This is a genomic window from Kitasatospora sp. NPDC053308 (assembly GCF_055585785.1).
The window spans coordinates 331,809-349,265 of the sequence record NZ_JBVJJY010000005.1; the positions used below are offsets into that span (position 1 = coordinate 331,809).

13 protein-coding genes and 1 tRNA gene are annotated in these 17,457 nt (G+C 72.5%); 13 read left to right on the top strand and 1 reads right to left on the bottom strand.

The genetic code is table 11. The features are described from left to right. The first annotated feature begins 159 nt into the window (after nt 1-159). The 3 genes from ACZ6Y7_RS14820 to ACZ6Y7_RS14830 all read left to right on the top strand — a co-directional run bounded on the left by ACZ6Y7_RS14820 (nt 160) and on the right by ACZ6Y7_RS14830 (nt 3,985). On the top strand, nt 160-1,794 hold the full coding sequence (locus ACZ6Y7_RS14820) for an MFS transporter (RefSeq protein ID WP_465758286.1): 1,635 nt from the start codon (nt 160-162) through the stop codon (nt 1,792-1,794). Between the two features lie 192 nt (nt 1,795-1,986). Next, nucleotides 1,987-2,904, top strand: coding sequence for a carbohydrate kinase family protein (locus ACZ6Y7_RS14825; RefSeq protein WP_465758394.1), 918 nt, complete (start codon nt 1,987-1,989; stop codon nt 2,902-2,904). 103 nt (nt 2,905-3,007) lie between these two features. Next, complete coding sequence (locus tag ACZ6Y7_RS14830; RefSeq protein ID WP_465758287.1) at nt 3,008-3,985, top strand: trypsin-like serine peptidase; 978 nt, start codon at nt 3,008-3,010, stop codon at nt 3,983-3,985. A 127-nt stretch (nt 3,986-4,112) separates the two neighbouring features. On the opposite strand, the gene ACZ6Y7_RS14835 is transcribed toward ACZ6Y7_RS14830, so the two are convergent. Next, nucleotides 4,113-4,184 (bottom strand) — tRNA-Arg (locus ACZ6Y7_RS14835). 188 nt (nt 4,185-4,372) lie between these two features. Here ACZ6Y7_RS14835 and ACZ6Y7_RS14840 point away from each other — a divergent pair. The 10 genes from ACZ6Y7_RS14840 (at nt 4,373) to prfA (ending at nt 17,456) form a co-directional block, all read left to right on the top strand. After that, nucleotides 4,373-4,852, top strand: coding sequence for a response regulator (locus ACZ6Y7_RS14840; protein WP_465758395.1), 480 nt, complete (start codon nt 4,373-4,375; stop codon nt 4,850-4,852). A 94-nt stretch (nt 4,853-4,946) separates the two neighbouring features. After that, nucleotides 4,947-6,608: an arginine--tRNA ligase gene (gene argS, locus ACZ6Y7_RS14845; RefSeq protein ID WP_465758288.1), complete on the top strand. Its 1,662-nt coding sequence runs from the start codon at nt 4,947-4,949 to the stop codon at nt 6,606-6,608. 88 nt (nt 6,609-6,696) lie between these two features. Then, nucleotides 6,697-8,091 (top strand): diaminopimelate decarboxylase, encoded by a 1,395-nt coding sequence (lysA, locus tag ACZ6Y7_RS14850; protein ID WP_465758289.1) that lies wholly within the window; start codon nt 6,697-6,699, stop codon nt 8,089-8,091. A 137-nt stretch (nt 8,092-8,228) separates the two neighbouring features. Beyond that, nucleotides 8,229-9,521: a homoserine dehydrogenase gene (locus ACZ6Y7_RS14855; protein ID WP_465758290.1), complete on the top strand. Its 1,293-nt coding sequence runs from the start codon at nt 8,229-8,231 to the stop codon at nt 9,519-9,521. A gap of 9 nt (nt 9,522-9,530) precedes the next feature. Continuing rightward, nucleotides 9,531-10,631 (top strand): threonine synthase, encoded by a 1,101-nt coding sequence (gene thrC, locus ACZ6Y7_RS14860; protein ID WP_465758291.1) that lies wholly within the window; start codon nt 9,531-9,533, stop codon nt 10,629-10,631. A gap of 366 nt (nt 10,632-10,997) precedes the next feature. After that, a complete protein-coding gene (gene thrB / locus ACZ6Y7_RS14865) occupies nt 10,998-11,936 on the top strand; it encodes a homoserine kinase (RefSeq protein ID WP_465758292.1) in 939 nt (312 codons plus the stop codon). A gap of 590 nt (nt 11,937-12,526) precedes the next feature. Continuing rightward, nucleotides 12,527-14,626 (top strand): transcription termination factor Rho, encoded by a 2,100-nt coding sequence (gene rho / locus ACZ6Y7_RS14870; protein ID WP_465758293.1) that lies wholly within the window; start codon nt 12,527-12,529, stop codon nt 14,624-14,626. Between the two features lie 140 nt (nt 14,627-14,766). Further along, nucleotides 14,767-15,879, top strand: coding sequence for an LCP family protein (locus ACZ6Y7_RS14875; protein ID WP_465758294.1), 1,113 nt, complete (start codon nt 14,767-14,769; stop codon nt 15,877-15,879). 137 nt (nt 15,880-16,016) lie between these two features. Next, a complete protein-coding gene (rpmE, locus tag ACZ6Y7_RS14880) occupies nt 16,017-16,238 on the top strand; it encodes a 50S ribosomal protein L31 (protein ID WP_030057539.1) in 222 nt (73 codons plus the stop codon). A gap of 141 nt (nt 16,239-16,379) precedes the next feature. Then, nucleotides 16,380-17,456, top strand: coding sequence for a peptide chain release factor 1 (gene prfA, locus ACZ6Y7_RS14885; RefSeq protein ID WP_465758295.1), 1,077 nt, complete (start codon nt 16,380-16,382; stop codon nt 17,454-17,456). Nucleotide 17,457 lies beyond the last annotated feature (1 nt).

Sequence of the window (17,457 nt, forward strand, 5' to 3'; positions counted from 1 at the left end):
ACCAGGGTCCCGGGGCCTCGTCCCGAGGTCCCGGGACCCTGGTCCTTTTGTCCCAAAAGTCCGATTTGGCAATGTCTTTCCTTGCCATCGCGTCGGGCCCGGGTATTGGCTGGAAGGCGACTGCGTGACCTCTCCGCCGCACTCCGGAAGGCTCGACCAGTGACTGCGCAATCCGCCACCGGTCATGAGGGCACGGACAGCCGACGCTGGTGGGCGTTGGCCGTCATCGCCGTCGCCCAGCTCATGATCGTCCTCGACATCACCATCGTGAACATCGCGCTGCCGTCGGCCCAGAAGGACCTGGGCATCTCCGACGCCGACCGGCAGTGGATGATCACCGCCTACACCCTCGCCTTCGGCGGCCTGCTGCTGCTCGGCGGCCGGCTGGGCGACCTCTTCGGACGCAAACGCGTCTTCACCGTCGGCCTGCTGGGCTTCGCCCTCGCCTCCGCCCTCGGCGGCGCGGCCGTCACCCCGGCCATGCTCTTCGGCGCCCGGGCCCTGCAGGGCGCGTTCGGCGCGCTGCTCGCCCCCTCCGCGCTGGGACTGCTCTCGACGACCTTCTCCGACCCCAGGGAACGCAGCACGGCCTTCGGCGTCTTCGGCGCGATCGCCGGCAGCGGCGCCGCGATCGGCTTCATCACCGGCGGCCTGCTGACCGAGTACCTGGACTGGCGCTGGTGCCTGTTCGTCAACACCCCGATCGCGATCGCCACCGCCCTCGCCGCCCGCTGGGTGCTCGCCCGCGACCACGTCGCCAAGGGCCGGCGGATCAGACTGGACCTGCCGGGCGCCCTGCTCGGCTGCACCGGCCTGCTCGCGATCGTCTTCGGCACCTCCGAGGCCGTCACCCGGGGCTGGGGCGACTGGCTGGTGCTGGGCTCGCTGGGGCTCGGTGTCGTCCTGCTCGCGACCTTCGTGCTGGTCGAGAAGCGCACCGACCACGCGCTGCTGCCGCTGCACATCGTCGCCGACCGGAACCGCGGCGGTGCCGCGCTCTCGGTCGGGCTGGCCATGGTCGGCATGTTCGGCCTGTTCCTGTTCCTGACCTACTACCTCCAGGTCATCAAGCACTTCTCGCCGGTGATGTCCGGGATCTCGTTCCTGCCGATGACCGCCGCGATCATCACCAGTTCGACGGGCTTCGCGGCCCGGATGATGACCAGGGTGCCGTCCCGCAACCTGATCGCGCCCGGTCTGCTGCTCGCCGCGGGCGGCATGGCCTGGCTGACCCAGATGAAGGTGGACAGCCCGTGGGCCGCCATGGTGCTGCCCGCCCAGCTGCTACTCGGCTTCGGCATGGGCCTGGTGTTCATGCCGTCGATGAGCCTGGCCACCCTGGGGGTCGCCCCGAACGAGGCCGGGGCCGCGTCGGCCACCATCAACTCGGCCCAGCAGGTGGGCGGTTCCTTCGGTACGGCTTTGCTGAACACCATCGCGGCCAGCGCCACCGCGACCTACCTGTCCAGTCGGATCGCCTCCGACCCCGCGGTGCAGGCGCACGGCGCGGTGCACGGCTATGCGGTCGCGACCTGGGTGGCGATGGGCGTGCTGGTCCTCGCCGCGCTGGTCGCGTTCGCGATGATCAACCACCGTCCGGCGCCCGGTGAGGCCACCGGTGTCCCCGGCGGTGCGGAACCGGTCGCGGAAACCGCCGCCGAGACCGCCGCGGTACGGGCCGTGGACGGGCGGCCGAGTCCGCGCGAAGCCGCCATGGCCGACGTCAAGGCCAACGTCCGGGCGGGCGACGAGGTGCGCGCGGAAGCGCGGACGGAGCGGCCACCGAGGGATTGAAACTTGCAGCAAGGTCTTGCAGTCAACCTCCGGCGCCTGCTTGACTCCTGGCCACCGTCCAGGGATCAAGGAGGCGCCGTCGTGCTGCCCGAGACCGCCCGGCCCGAGACCGCCCGGCCCCAGAGCACCCGACCCCAGAGCACCCGGCCCCAGGCCACCCGGCCCGAGGCCGCCGGGCCCGGGACCGCCCTGCTGCCCGGGGACGAGTTCGACCTGCTCGTGGTCGGCGGCGCCGGCGTGGACACCGTCGTGCGGGTCGAACGGCTGGAGATCCCGCCCGGCGACTCGCAGTCCGTCGGGCCGGTGCGCGACTACGTCGGCCACACCGGCAACGGCGTCGCCCTCGGCGCCCACCACCTCGGCCTGCGCACCGCCTTCCTCGACTTCCTCGGCGACGACCCGCAGGGCGCCCTGGTCCGCGCCGCCTACCGGCGCCACGGCCTGCACTTCGCCCACCTGGTGAGCCCGCACGGCACTCCCCGCGGGGTCAACCTGGTGGACGCGGCCGGCCGCCGGTTCTCCTTCTACGACGGCCGCCACCCCGCGGACCTGCGGCTGCCGCGCCACTTCTACCTGCCGTACGCCGAGCGCAGCCGGCACGTCCACCTGTCCATCACCGGCGTCAACCGGGACATGTACGGGGACCTGCACCGGCTCGGCCGCACCACCTCCACCGACCTGCACGACTGGGACGGCGCCGACCCGCACCACCGGGACTACGCGCTCGGCTCCGACCTGGTCTTCCTGTCGGTGGCCGGCTGCCGCGGCCGGCACGAGCAGGTGATGCGGACGGTCCTCGCCGAGGGCCGCGCCCGGGTGGTCGTCGCCACCGCGGGCGCCGAGGGCTGCCACCTGCTCACCCGTGGCGACGCCGCGCCGCGCCACCTGCCGGCGGTCGACCCGGGCGCCCCGGTGGTGGACACCAACGGGGCCGGGGACGCCTTCGTGTCCGGCTTCCTGTACGCCTGGTTCCGCGGCTGCCCGCCACTGGACTGCGCCCGGGCCGGCTCGGTTGCCGGGGCCTTCGCCTGCACCGCCGCGGGGACGCACACCGCCTTCGTCGGGGCGGCGGACCTGGACGCCGTGCTCGGGCAGTCCCGGCCGGGGTGACGGATTTCTCATCGAGCTCCAAGACGTCGGTAACGACCTTTCCAGGCGACTCCGTCATAGTCGTTGACCGAGCACCGCCACCGACCGCAGGAGAAGCAGCAGCATGGGTCAGCACCGCCGCCCGAAGTCGCGCCGCCGCCACCTGCTGGCCCCGACCCTGTTCGCCGGGCTCGCCGCGGTCGTGGTGGCGGCCGTGGTCGCCGGGACGCAGGGGCTGGACCCGACCGGCGCGACCGTCGCCGGGAAGGCCGCCCGCAGCACCCGCGCCGCCGTCGCACCCGCCCCGCCCGCCGACGCGGCGGCGGCCCCGGTCGCCGCCCCCACGGCCGAGCCGACGCCGACCGCCGCCCCGAGCCCGCTCGCGACCGGGGAGCCGGCGCCCGCTCCCGCCGACACCCCGGCCGCCGCTCCCGCGACCCCGGGCACCGCCCTCGGCACCACCGCCCCCGCCCCCGCCGACGCCCGCGAAACCGCCACCGTCGGCGCGCTGTTCAGCGGTTCGGTGGCGGCCGGCAACCACTTCTGCACCGCCAGCGTGCTGCACAGCGCCACCGGCAACCTGCTGCTGACCGCCGCGCACTGCCTCAGCAGCACCGACGGCGTCACCTTCGCCCCCGGCTACCGCGACGGCTCCGCCCCGTACGGCACCTGGCGGGTGACCGCGATCCACACCACCGACGGCTGGGCGAAAAAGGGCGACGTGGACGAGGACTTCGCGATCCTGGAGACGGCGCCCGCCAACGGCCGGGAGGTCGAGGACGTGGTGGGCGGCAACCGCCTGGGCACCGACGAGCCCGCCGACGCCACCGTCCGCCTCTACGGCTACCCCGCGGACTCCGAGACGCCCAGCCTCTGCACCAACACGACCTCGCGGGAGAGCACGTACCAGCGGGCCATCGACTGCCCGGCCTACCCGGCCGGCACCAGCGGCGGCCCCTGGATCAACACCGCCACCGGCGACGTGATCGGTGCCATCGGCGGCTACCAGCAGGGCGGCGACACCGACGACGTCTCGTACAGCGCCGCCTTCGACCACACCATCGCGACGCTCTACACCCAGGCGGAGACCGCCGCGTCCTGACGCACCGCCGCGACCCGCAGCGCGACCCGCACCGCGGGCTGCGGCGCGTCCGGCCCGGAACATGACGAAGGCCCAGATCCGTGGATCAACTCCACTGATCTGGGCCTCTGTTGCACTTCCCGCGAAGTGCCCCCGGTAGGATTCGAACCTACGCACCCGCCTCCGGAGGGCGGTGCTCTATCCCCTGAGCTACGGGGGCCTGTCGGCCTGTCGGCCGCTTCCGCGTTCCGACGGGATGAACACTACCAGGCTTCGGCCGTGGTCCGTGCACGGGTTTCCCGGACGGCGGTCGGGGCCGGACGGCCGTCCGGGGGCGGCCCGGGGCGGAAGTGGCCAAAGGCCGGACGGGGCGGTGGGGCCGCCGATACCCTCGGTGAGGTGTCGGGAGTGTCCGGGCGGGTCCTCGTGGTGGACGACAGCGAGGTGATCCGCCAGCTGATCAGGGTCAACCTGGAGCTCGAGGGCTTCGAGGTGGTGACCGCCGCCGACGGCGCCGAGTGCCTGGAGGTCATCCGCCGGGTGAAGCCCGACGTGGTGACCCTGGACGTGGTGATGCCCCGGCTGGACGGCCTGCGGACGGCGGCCCGGTTGCGCGCGACGCCGGACACCAGCCGGGTGCCGATCGCGATCGTGAGCGCCTGCACCCCGGCGGACCTGGACCTGGGGGAGACCGTCGGCGTGGACGGCTACCTGGGCAAGCCCTTCGATCCGGCCGACCTGGTGGCCCTGGTCCGGCGCCTGATGGGGGCGGCCGGAGCGCTCGACGGCCCCCCGGACGGCCGCCTCGACGACCGACCCGGGGGGCGCCCCGGGGGACGGCCCGGCCGATTTCGCCCTGAGCGAACAGAACGGGGTGATCGCGGCTGAGACCCCCGGACGGACGGCGCATCCGCGCCCCGGAGCGTCTCAACCGGTAAACCGAGTGGCGGGCGGGTGCCCCGTCTCGCCTACGCTTGGCGTCGTGACCCCCGCAGACCTTTCCCAGGCAATCCAGGCCGCAGTGAGCACCGCCGTCGAGGCGGGCGAGCTGGCCGTCGCCGTGCCCGAGCACGTGACGGTCGAGCGGCCCAAGAACAGGGACCACGGCGACTACGCGACCAACGTGGCCCTCCAGCTCGCCAAGGCGGCCGGCAAGCCGCCGCGAGCCGTTGCCGAGGTCCTGGCCGGGCGCCTGCGAGGGATCACCGGCGTCGCCCAGGTCGACATCGCCGGTCCGGGCTTCCTGAACATCACCCTGGACACCGCCACCGCCGGGGCGCTGGCGCGCACCGTCGTCGAGGCGGGCGAGGCCTACGGCCGCAACGAGGCGCTCAAGGGCCTCAAGATCAACCTGGAGTTCGTCTCCGCCAACCCGACCGGCCCGATCCACATCGGCGGCGTCCGCTGGGCCGCCGTCGGCGACTCGCTGGCGCGCGTGCTGCGGGCCTCCGGCGCCGACGTCACCACCGAGTACTACCTCAACGACGCCGGTGTGCAGATCACCAAGTTCGCCGCCTCCCTGCAGGCCGCCGCGAACGGCCGCGAGGTGCCCGAGGGCGGGTACGTCGGCGAATACATCGTCGACATCGCCAAGGCGCTCACCGAGGCCATCCCGGGCGTGCTGGACCTGCCCGAGGCCGAGCAGCTGGAGGTCTTCCGCACCGAGGGCCTCAAGCTCATGGTGGCCGAGATCAAGCGCTCGATGGACGAGTTCGGCACCCACTTCGACGTGTGGTTCTCGGAGAAGACGCTGCACGACTCCGGCGCCGTCGAGAAGGCCATCGACCGGCTGCGCGAGCAGGGCCACGTCTTCGAGCAGGACGGCGCGGTCTTCCTGCGCACCACCGACTTCGGCGACGACAAGGACCGCGTCCTGATCAAGGCCGACGGCGACAAGACCTACTTCGCCGCCGACGCCGCGTACTACCTCTCCAAGCGGGACCGCGGCGCCGAGGTCGCGCTCTACATGCTGGGCGCCGACCACCACGGGTACGTCAACCGCCTCAAGGCCATCGCGGCCTGCGCCGGCGACGACATGAACCACAACATCGAGGTGAAGATCGGCCAGTTCGTGAAGATGCTTCGCGACGGCGAAGAGGTCCGCATGTCCAAGCGTGCGGGCAACATCATCACGATCGACGACGTGGTCGAGTGGATCGGCGTCGACGCCGCCCGCTACACCCTGGCGCGCTCCTCCACGGACTCGACGATCACGCTGGACATCAACCTGCTGACCAGCCAGAGCAACGAGAACCCGGTCTTCTACGTCCAGTACGCGCACACCCGGATGTGCGGCGTGGCCCGCAAGGCCGCCGAGCTGGGCGTGGACAAGGGCACGGCCGAGCAGTTCAAACCCGAGCTGCTCGCCACCGAGTGGGAGAACGACATCCTCGGCGCCCTCGGCGAGTTCCCGCGCATCCTCGCCACCGCCGGCGAGCTGCGCGAGCCGCACCGGGTCGCGCGGTACCTGGAGGACCTCGCGGGCAAGTACCACCGCCTGTACGAGAACTGCATGTTCCTGCCCAAGGGTGACGAGGAGCTCTCGGACACGCACCGTGCCCGCCTCTGGCTGGTCGAGGCCACGCGCACGGTCATGGCCAACGGCCTCACGCTCCTGGGCGTGACGGCGCCCGAGCGGATGTAGGCACCACCCCCAAGCGCACAGCGGGGGCGGCTGACGGTCAACGGGGACCGTCGCCGCCCCTCGCCATAGGTCAAGGAAGCCCAGAGACATGAGTCGCTCCGCACACCCCGCAGGCCCCCGCCACGGTGACGTCCTGCCCGAGGGCCACTACCAGGCCCCGCCGGCCGACCTGAACGCGCTCGACCCCAAGGTCTGGTCCCGCACCGTCGCCCGCGACGCCGAGGGCGTGGCCACCGTCGGCGGGATCGACGTCAAGCAGCTGGCGGCCGAGTTCGGCACCCCGGCCTACGTGCTGGACGAGGAGGACTTCCGGAGCCGGGCGCGCGCCTGGCGGGACGCCTTCGGCACCGACGCCGACGTCTACTACGCCGGCAAGGCCTTCCTCTCCAAGGCGGTCGTGCGCTGGCTGCACGAGGAGGGGCTCAACCTCGACGTGTGCAGCGCGGGCGAGTTGGCCGTCGCGCTGGCCGCGGGGATGCCGCCGGAGCGGATCGCGCTGCACGGCAACAACAAGTCGGTGGAGGAGCTCGAACACGCGGTGAAGACCGGCGTCGGGCACATCGTGGTCGACTCCTACGAGGAGATCGAGCGGCTCGCCGCGATCGCCGCCCGCCAGGGCGTCCGCCAGCAGGTGCTGATCCGGATCACCGTCGGCGTCGAGGCGCACACCCACGAGTTCATCGCCACCGCGCACGAGGACCAGAAGTTCGGGCTCTCGCTCACCGGGGGAGCGGCCGCCGAAGCGGTGCGCCGGGTCCTCGCGCACGGCGGGAGCCTGGAACTGCGCGGCATCCACTCGCACATCGGCTCGCAGATCTTCGACACGGCCGGCTTCGAGGTGGCCGCCCGCCGGGTGGTCGGCCTGCTGGCGCAGATCCGCGACGAGCACGGCGTCGAGCTCCCCGAGATCGACCTCGGCGGCGGCCTCGGCATCGCGTACACCAGTGACGACGACCCGCGCGAGCCGGCCGAGATCGCGGCCGCGCTGGCCGAGATCGTCCGCCGCGAGTGCGCCGCCGCGAACCTGAACGCCCCCCGGCTGAGCGTGGAGCCGGGCCGCGCGATCGTCGGCCCGACGGCGTTCACGCTGTACGAGGTCGGCACCGTCAAGCCGCTGGAGGGCCTGCGCACCTACGTCAGCGTCGACGGCGGGATGTCCGACAACATCCGCACCGCGCTGTACGACGCCGAGTACTCGGTGGCCCTGGTGTCGCGCACCAGCGACGCCGAGCCGATGCTGGTCAGGGTGGTGGGCAAGCACTGCGAGTCCGGAGACATCGTCGTCCGGGACGCCTTCCTGCCGGCCGACCTGGCGCCCGGCGACCTGATCGCGGTGCCCGCCACCGGCGCCTACTGCCGCTCGATGGCGAGCAATTACAACCACGCCCTGAAGCCCCCCGTGCTCGCCGTCAGGGACGGTGCGGCCCGGGTGATCGTCCGGCGCGAGACGGAGGAGGATCTCCTGCGTCTCGATATCGGATGACGAAATCCTCGTCTCAGATCATGGAACGACCGTAGATCCGTGCGGAAAGTCCCGGAGACTGGTACGGACCGAAGTTCCCGGCGGGCCAGGAAAACCGCCGGAAATACCGAAGCACGATGAATGCAGAGCGGAGTCGGATGATGCGTACGCGCCCGCTGAAGGTGGCGTTGCTGGGTTGTGGTGTGGTGGGCTCCGAGGTGGCGCGCATCATGACGACGACGGCCGACGACCTCGCCGCTCGCATCGGCGCCCCGGTGGAGCTGGCCGGGATCGCGGTCCGCCGGGCCGGGCGGGTGCGCCCGGGCGTGCCCGAGCACCTGCTCACCACCGACGCCGAGGCCCTGGTCAGCCGGGACGACATCGACGTGGTGGTCGAGGTCGTCGGCGGCATCGAGCCGTCCAAATCCCTGCTGCTGTCGGCCTTCGAGCACGGTGCCTCGGTGGTCAGCGCCAACAAGGCGCTGCTCGCCCAGGACGGCACCGAACTGCACGCCGCGGCCGCCCGGGCCGGGGTGGACCTCTACTACGAGGCCGCGGTGGCGGGCGCGATCCCGCTGCTGCGCCCGCTGCGCGAGTCCCTGGCCGGCGACAAGGTCAACCGGGTGCTGGGCATCGTCAACGGCACCACCAACTTCATCCTCGACAAGATGGACACCACCGGCGCCGGCTACTCGGAGGCGCTGGAGGAGGCCACCGCGCTGGGCTACGCCGAGGCCGACCCGACGGCCGACGTGGAGGGCTTCGACGCCGCCGCCAAGGCCGCGATCCTGGCCGGCATCGCCTTCCACACCAAGGTCACCGCGGCGGACGTCTACCGCGAGGGCATCACCGAGGTGACCGCGGCCGACATCGCGTCCGCGAAGGAGATGGGCTGCGTGGTCAAGCTGCTCGCGATCTGCGAGCGGGCGGCCGACGGCGAGTCCGTCACCGCCCGGGTCCACCCCGCGATGATCCCGCTCTCGCACCCGCTGGCCTCGGTCCGGGAGGCGTACAACGCGGTGTTCGTCGAGGCCGAGGCGGCCGGACGCCTGATGTTCTACGGCCCGGGCGCGGGCGGTTCGCCGACCGCCTCCGCGGTGCTCGGCGACCTCGTCGCGGTCTGCCGCAACAAGCTGGCCGGTGCCACCGGCCCCGGTGACTCGCTGTACACCCGGCTGCCCGCCAAGCCGATGGACGAGGTGGTCACCCGCTACCACGTCAGCCTGGACGTGGACGACCGCGCGGGCGTGCTCGCCCAGGTCGCGTCCGTCTTCGCCGAGCACGGCGTGTCCATCGACACCGTGCGCCAGCAGGGCCGCGACGGCGACGCCTCGCTCGTCGTGGTCACCCACCGTGCCACCGACGCCGCGCTGTCGGCGACGGTCGACAAGCTCCGCGCGCTGGACAGCGTGCGGGACGTGGCCAGCATCATGCGGGTCGAAGGGGAATAAGGAACTGCCATGAACGCCGTTGCCGAGAACGTCGTCCGAGGCGCGCACACCCACCAGTGGCGCGGCCTGATCGAGGAGTACCGGGACCGCCTGCCGGTCACCGCGGCCACCCCGGTGGTCACCCTGCTGGAGGGCGGCACGCCCCTGGTCCCCGCCCAGGTGCTCTCCGAGCGCACCGGCTGCGAGGTCTACCTCAAGGTCGAGGGCGCCAACCCGACCGGTTCCTTCAAGGACCGCGGGATGACGATGGCCATCTCCAAGGCCAAGGAGGAGGGCGCGCAGGCGGTCATCTGCGCGTCCACCGGCAACACCTCGGCCTCCGCCGCCGCGTACGCGGTGCGGGCCGGCATGGTCTCCGCGGTGCTCGTCCCGCAGGGCAAGATCGCCCTCGGCAAGATGGGCCAAGCGCTGGTGCACGGCGCGAAGATCCTGCAGGTCGACGGGAACTTCGACGACTGCCTCACCCTTGCGCGTGAACTGTCCGAGAAGTACCCGGTGGCCCTGGTCAACTCCGTGAACCCGGTGCGGATCGAGGGCCAGAAGACCGCCGCCTTCGAGATCGTCGACATGCTCGGCGACGCCCCGGACATCCACGTCCTGCCGGTCGGCAACGCGGGCAACATCACCGCGTACTGGAAGGGTTACCGCGAATACTCCGCGGACGGCCTGTCGTCCCGCACCCCGCGGATGTGGGGCTTCCAGGCCGCGGGCTCGGCTCCGATCGTGGACGGCGCCCCGGTGCTGAAGCCGCAGACCATCGCCACCGCGATCCGGATCGGCAACCCGGCCTCCTGGGACTTCGCGCTCGCCGCGCGGGACGAGTCCGGCGGCCTCATCGACAAGGTGACGGACCGTCAGATCCTGTCCGCCTACCGGTTGTTGGCCTCGCAGGAGGGCGTCTTCGTGGAGCCCGCCTCGGCCGCCTCGGTGGCCGGCCTGCTGGCCAAGGCGGAGGCCGGCCTGGTCGACCCGGGCCAGCGGATCGTCTGCACGGTGACCGGCAACGGCCTCAAGGACCCGGACTGGGCGGTGGCCGGCGCGCCGCAGCCGCAGATCGTCCCGGTCGACCCGGAGGCCGCCGCCCTGAGCCTCGGCCTGCTGGACCGCTAGCGGGAGCCGGCACGTCGACGGGTCGACCCTTTCGGGGGTCGGCCCGTCAAAGTTCTCCACTGACACTTTTGTGTCAATTCCGCTTCGCATTCCGATCCGATTTCACCCCGCTCTTTGACGGAGAGGGGTGCGTATTCCGGCCAGAACCGGCAACACACCAGATCGAAGGCCCACGGGGTGTACCGCTGGGGAACCTCTCTTCGATACTCTGGCTTCGGCCGTGTGGCACATGCCCCGGGCCCGGTGCCGTCCGGGCCGCGCCGACGACTGTGACCGCCCGCCCCGGAGGGGGCCGCGATCCTTTCCCCCACCCTCGCACCGACGACGCGCTCCGCGCCGCCCGATTTCCCCAGGAGAGTCCACCGCATGGCCGGTCCTGCGTTCCGTGCCGCCGCCGTCCGGGTCCGGGTTCCCGCGACCAGCGCCAACCTCGGGCCGGGCTTCGACGCCTTCGGGCTCGCGCTGGGCCTGTACGACGACGTGGTCGTCCGGGTCGCCGACTCCGGCCTCTCCGTCGACATCGCCGGCGAGGGTGCCGAGACGCTGCCGCGCGACGAGCGCCACCTGCTGGTCCGCTCGATGCGTGCCGCCTTCGACCGGCTCGGCGGCCAGCCGCGCGGCCTCGAAGTGGTCTGCGCCAACCGGATACCGCACGGCCGGGGCCTCGGCTCCTCCTCCGCCGCCATCTGCGCGGGCATCGTGGCCGCCCGCGCCGTCACCATCGGCGGTCCGTCCGCCCTGGACGACGACGCGCTGCTGGCACTCGCCTCCGAGCTGGAGGGCCACCCGGACAACGTCGCGGCGTGCCTGCGCGGCAACTTCACCATCGCCTGGACCGACGAGGAGTCGGCCAAGGCGGTCGCCCTGGAGCCCTCCGAGCAGGTCGTCCCGGTGGTGTTCGTCCCGGCCGGCGAGGTGCTCACCGAGACCGCCCGCGGCCTGCTGCCGAAGACCGTCCCGCTGGCCGACGCCGCCGTCAACGCGGGCCGCTCCGCGCTGCTGGTGGAGGCACTGACCAGGCGCCCCGAACTGCTCCTCGCCGCCACCGAGGACCGGCTGCACCAGGACTACCGCGCCTCCGCGATGCCGGACAGCGCCGCGCTGGTCGGCGCGCTGCGGGCCGAGGGCGTCCCCGCCGTCATCTCCGGGGCCGGCCCGACCGTCCTCGCGCTCACCGACGAGGCCGGCGCCGACAAGGTCCTCTCCTTCGCCGGGCACCACGGCCACGGCGGGGACCCGGCGTTCGCCGCGCACCGGCTGGACGTCGACCGCACCGGGGCCGTCGTGCTCCCGCTGGACGTCTGACCAGCCCGTCCGGGCCCGGCACCGGCCCCCGCGCCGAGCCGGGCCGACCGGACACGATTGGCAAGCGCAAGGCCGGGGAATGTCCAAGGGGGTCGGTAGTGTTAACCTCATTGCTGCACCAGGTGCCCTCCGGGGCCCGGTGCGCCGCGTCCCGATCCCAGCGCTCCACTGCCGTGGAGTCCCGGCGATGCACGGGGCGACGATTCTCCGGGAGCCCACCGCAGCGCGTACGCAGCCTGCCTGCGCGACATGCGGCCGCATCCCGAAGCCGTGACGGCACCTGACTCCCACCCGCGGCCTCCCACCTCGAGGCCAGGACGGGCGGAGCGCGGGCCACCGTCACGCGACGGGGGCCCGGGATTCGCAGGCAGCGTGGGGGTTACGCCCTCAGGGGAGGTCGACACACGACCGGCCCACGCGCCTATCAGCACCACCGTGCTTCATGCACCGCACCTCGCAGCTCTCCCTCGACGGGCTCCCGCCATTCGAGGGACCACCGCCTCGGACCGACGCAGTCGAGCGTTGGTCAGGACAGCACAACCGGTCGCCGAGCCAGACAGGCCGACGTCCGCTCCAGGGAAGGACCCTTAGTGAGCGACTCCACCGATCTGATGGGCGCGCGCCCGGACGCCGACGCGTCGGACGCAGCCGCCGCCCCCGCTGCCCCGGCGCGGCGCCGCCGCAGTGCCGCCGCGGGCCTGGACGGCATGGTCCTGGCCGAGCTGCAGAAGCTCGCCGCGGACCTTGGCATCACCGGTACCGGACGCATGCGCAAGAGCCAGCTGATCGAGACCATCAAGGAGAAGAGCGGCGGGGACCCGCTGCTCGCCGCCGGTGGCGCCCCGGCCGCCAAGCGCACCGCCGCCAAGGCGGACGCCGAGGCCCCGGCCGAGAAGCCGGCCCGCCGCACCAAGGCCGCCGCCAAGGCCGACGCCGAGGCTCCGGCCGCCGCCGAGCCGCAGGCCCAGATCGAGATCCCGGTCCAGGCCGCCGCCGAGACCGCCGCGCCGGCCCGTGCCGAGCGCACCCGCCGCCGTGCCACCTCGGCCGCCGGCGCCCCCACCGCCCCGGCCGCCGAGGGCGCGGCCGAGGCCGCCACCGTCGCGGTGGCCGAGCCCAAGCAGGCCGAGGGCCGCCCGGCCGAGACCCGTGGCTTCGAGGGCCGCGAGGACGGCCGCGAGAGCCGTCGCGACCGCCGCGAGCGCCGCGACCGCCGTGAGGCCGGTGACCGCCGCGAGGGCGGCGAGCGCACCGAGGCCCAGGGCGGCGAGGCCCAGGACGGCGAGGCCCGCGAGTCGCGTCGCGACCGCCGCAACCGCCGCGAGCGCGCCGACCGCCAGGGCCAGCCGCAGGGCGGCGGCCAGGGCGACCAGCAGGGCCGCCAGGGCCAGCAGACCCAGCAGGCCCAGCAGCCGCAGGCCCAGCAGGGCGGCTACGACGACGACGAGTTCGGCGAGGGCCGCCGTGGCCGTCGCGGCCGCTACCGCGACCGCCGTGGCCGTCGCGGCCGTGACGGCTTCGAGGCCGGCACCGTCGAGCCGCAGATCGGCGAGGACGACGTCCTGATCCCGGTCGCGGGCATCCTCGACATCCTCGACAACTACGCGTTCGTGCGCACCTCCGGCTACCTGCCGGGCCAGAACGACGTCTACGTCTCGCTCGCCCAGGTCCGCAAGAACGGCCTGCGCAAGGGTGACGCCATCACCGGTGCGGTCCGCCAGCCGCGCGAGGGCGAGCGCCGCGAGAAGTTCAACGCCATGGTGCGCCTGGACTCCGTCAACGGCATGGACCCGGAGAGCGGCCGCGGCCGCCCCGAGTTCAACAAGCTCACCCCGCTGTACCCGCAGGAGCGCCTGCGCCTGGAGACCGACCCGGGCGTGCTGACCACCCGGATCATCGACCTCGTGTCGCCGATCGGCAAGGGCCAGCGCGGTCTGATCGTCGCGCCGCCGAAGACCGGCAAGACGATGGTGCTGCAGGCGGTCGCCAACGCGATCACCCACAACAACCCCGAGTGCCACCTGATGGTCGTCCTGGTCGACGAGCGTCCGGAAGAGGTCACCGACATGCAGCGGTCGGTGAAGGGCGAGGTCATCTCCTCGACCTTCGACCGGCCGGCCGAGGACCACACCACCGTCGCCGAGCTGGCCATCGAGCGCGCCAAGCGCCTGGTCGAGCTGGGCCACGACGTGGTCATCCTGCTGGACTCGATCACCCGTCTGGGCCGCGCCTACAACCTGGCGGCGCCGGCCTCCGGCCGCATCCTGTCCGGTGGTGTCGACTCGACCGCGCTCTACCCGCCGAAGAAGTTCTTCGGTGCCGCGCGCAACATCGAGAACGGCGGCTCGCTGACCATCCTGGCCACCGCGCTGGTCGAGACCGGCTCGCGCATGGACGAGGTGATCTTCGAGGAGTTCAAGGGCACCGGCAACATGGAGCTCAAGCTCGACCGGAAGCTCTCGGACAAGCGCATCTTCCCGGCCGTCGACGTGGACGCCTCCAGCACCCGCAAGGAGGAGATCCTGCTCGGCAACGAGGAGTTGGCCATCGTCTGGAAGCTGCGCCGGGTGCTGCACGCGCTCGACTCGCAGCAGGCGATCGAGCTGCTGCTGGACAAGATGAAGCAGACCAAGAGCAACGCCGAGTTCCTGATGCAGATCGCCAAGACCACCCCCGGCTCCGGCGACTGACCGTAGCCGGACGGCTGTCGAAGCACGGAACCCCGGACCGCGCCAGCGGTCCGGGGTTCCGTGCGTCCGCGCCGCTTTGTTCCAGAGTCGGGACAACTTGGGGGTCTTTGGATCATGTTGTCCGATTTACTCTGGACCGTATGGCCGAGCACAAGAGGATCCCGAGTCGCCGCCGCAAGGTCCTGCGGACGGCAGCCTGCGCGTTCGTCGCACTCGTCGTCCTCGGCGCGGGTGCGGCGGTCTACGCGTACGTGAAGCTCAACGGCAACATCAAGAGCGTCGACATCGACGGCCGGCTCGGCGACGCCCGGCCGCCGGCCGCCACCGACGGGTCCTTCAACATCCTGGTGCTGGGTTCCGACTCGCGCGCCGGCGAGAACGGCGACCTGGCCGGCGGGAACACCGGCGACACCGCCCGCTCCGACACCGCGATGGTGGTGCACGTCAACCAGGACCACTCGCGGGCGCAGGTCGTCTCGATACCGCGCGACACCCTGGTCGCCCGCCCCGACTGCACCGACGCGAACGGCAAGACCGTGCCCGGCGCCAAGCGCGCGATGTACAACAGCGCCTTCGAGAGCGGCGGCGCGGCCTGCGCGGTCAAGACCACCGAGCAGCTCACCGGCCTCCGGATGGACCACTACCTGCAGATCGACTTCGCCGGCTTCGCCCGGGTCGTGGACGCGATAGGCGGGGCCACCGTGACCACCACGGTGGCCATCCACGACAAGGACAGCGGGCTCGACCTGCCCGCCGGCCGGCACCACCTCGACGGGCAGCAGGCGCTGGCCTTCGTCCGCACCCGGCACGGCGTCGGCGACGGCAGCGACCTGGGCCGGATCGAGCTGCAGAAGCAGATGGTGAAGTCCCTGCTCCAGCAGGCCGGCGGGGCCGGGATGTTCACCGACCCGGTCAAGCTGTGGTCGATCGGCGACACCGTGACCAGGAGCATCACCACCGACTCCGCGCTGGGCTCGGTGAACTCCCTGGTGGGGCTCGTCCAGGAGCTCAAGGGGATCGGCCCGGACCAGCTGAGCATGGTCACCGTGCCGGTGGAGGCGGCCCCCGGCGACCCCAACCGGGTGGTCGAGCAGCAGCCGCAGGCGGACCAGCTCTGGGCGGCCCTCAGGGCCGACCGGGAGTTCCCGCAGGCGGTCGTCTCCGCGCAGCCGGAGAACCCCGCCCAGACCGCTGCCACGGCCCCCGCGCGGACCGCCGGCACGCCGACCGCGAAGGCCGCGGCCACCCGCTGAGCGGGCCCGGAATATCCCGGAACGCGCCCCGGTTTGGGAAGATGCGGCCGGTCCTGGCAGACTGGTCCGTCGGTCCCGGTTCACGTGCGGCACTCCAGCCGCCGACCCGGTGCCCTCCCGAAACCTAGGAGAACCCCTTGAAGCCCAACGTTCACCCCGAGTACGTGGTCACGCGCGTGACCTGCACCTGCGGCGCCGAGTTCACCACCCGCTCGACCGAGACCAGCGGCGAGATCCGCGCCGAGGTCTGCTCGCAGTGCCACCCGTTCTACACCGGCAAGCAGAAGATCCTCGACACCGGTGGCCGCGTGGCCCGCTTCGAGGCCCGCTTCGGCAAGCAGCACAGCGCGAAGGCCTAGCGCTCCCTCGGCGCCGGTTCCCGGCGCCCCCGTACGCGTAGTCGGGGGCGCTGGGGGCCGGCGCCGTTCGCGTCCCCCCGCGCGGTCCCGCCGCAGTCCCCCTCCCCACCACATCCGAGCCCCCGGGAAGAAGGCCACCCCATGTTCGAGGCAGTCGAAGAGCTCCTCGTCGAGCACGCCGACCTCGAGACGAGGCTGGCCGACCCGTCCGTCCACGCCGACCAGGCCAACGCGCGCAAGCTGGCCAAGCGGTACGCCGAGCTGACCCCGATCACCCGGGTCTACCGGCAGTGGCGGCAGGCCGGCGAGGACATCGAGGCCGCGCGCGAACTCGCCGCCGAGGACCCGGAGTTCATCGCCGAGGTGAAGGACTCCGAGGCGCGCCGGGACGAGCTCACCGAGGAACTGCGCCTGCTGCTGGTGCCGCGCGACCCGAGCGACGACAAGGACGTCATCCTGGAGATCAAGGCGGGCGAGGGCGGCGAGGAGTCCGCGCTGTTCGCCGGCGACCTGCTCCGGATGTACCTGCGCTTCGCCGAGCGGATCGGCTGGAAGACCGAGATCATCGACTTCAACGAGTCCGACCTCGGCGGCTACAAGGACGTCTCGGTGGCCGTGAAGACCAAGGGCACCGCCGAGCCCGGCCAGGGCGTCTGGGCCCGGCTGAAGTACGAGGGCGGCGTGCACCGCGTGCAGCGCGTCCCCGCCACCGAGTCCCAGGGCCGCATCCACACCTCCGCGGCGGGCGTGCTGGTCACCCCCGAGGCGGAGGAGGTCGAGGTCGAGATCCTCGCCAACGACCTGCGGATCGACGTCTACCGGTCCTCCGGCCCCGGCGGCCAGTCGGTCAACACCACCGACTCCGCGGTCCGGATCACCCACCTGCCGACCGGTATCGTGGCCTCCTGCCAGAACGAGAAGAGCCAGCTGCAGAACAAGGAGCAGGCGATGCGCATCCTGCGTTCGCGCCTGCTGGCCGCCGCGCAGGAGGAAGCGGAGCGCGAGGCCTCGGACGCGCGCCGCAGCCAGGTCCGCACGGTGGACCGCTCCGAGCGGATCCGGACGTACAACTACCCCGAGAACCGCATCTCGGACCACCGCACCGGGTTCAAGGCGTACAACCTGGACCAGGTCCTGGACGGCGACCTGAACGCCGTGATCCAGTCCTGCGTGGACAAGGACGCGGCGGCCAAGCTCGCCGCGGCCCAAGAGAACTGAG

Bases quoted from the DNA above. Each gene is read 5' to 3' on its own strand.
- ACZ6Y7_RS14830 (WP_465758287.1), top strand. From the start codon at position 3,008: ATGGGTCAGCACCGCCGCCCGAAGTCGCGCCGCCGCCACCTGCTGGCC.
- lysA (WP_465758289.1), top strand. From the start codon at position 6,697: ATGAGTCGCTCCGCACACCCCGCAGGCCCCCGCCACGGTGACGTCCTG.
- ACZ6Y7_RS14855 (WP_465758290.1), top strand. From the start codon at position 8,229: ATGATGCGTACGCGCCCGCTGAAGGTGGCGTTGCTGGGTTGTGGTGTG.
- thrC (WP_465758291.1), top strand. From the start codon at position 9,531: ATGAACGCCGTTGCCGAGAACGTCGTCCGAGGCGCGCACACCCACCAG.
- thrB (WP_465758292.1), top strand. From the start codon at position 10,998: ATGGCCGGTCCTGCGTTCCGTGCCGCCGCCGTCCGGGTCCGGGTTCCC.
- ACZ6Y7_RS14875 (WP_465758294.1), top strand. From the start codon at position 14,767: ATGGCCGAGCACAAGAGGATCCCGAGTCGCCGCCGCAAGGTCCTGCGG.
- prfA (WP_465758295.1), top strand. From the start codon at position 16,380: ATGTTCGAGGCAGTCGAAGAGCTCCTCGTCGAGCACGCCGACCTCGAG.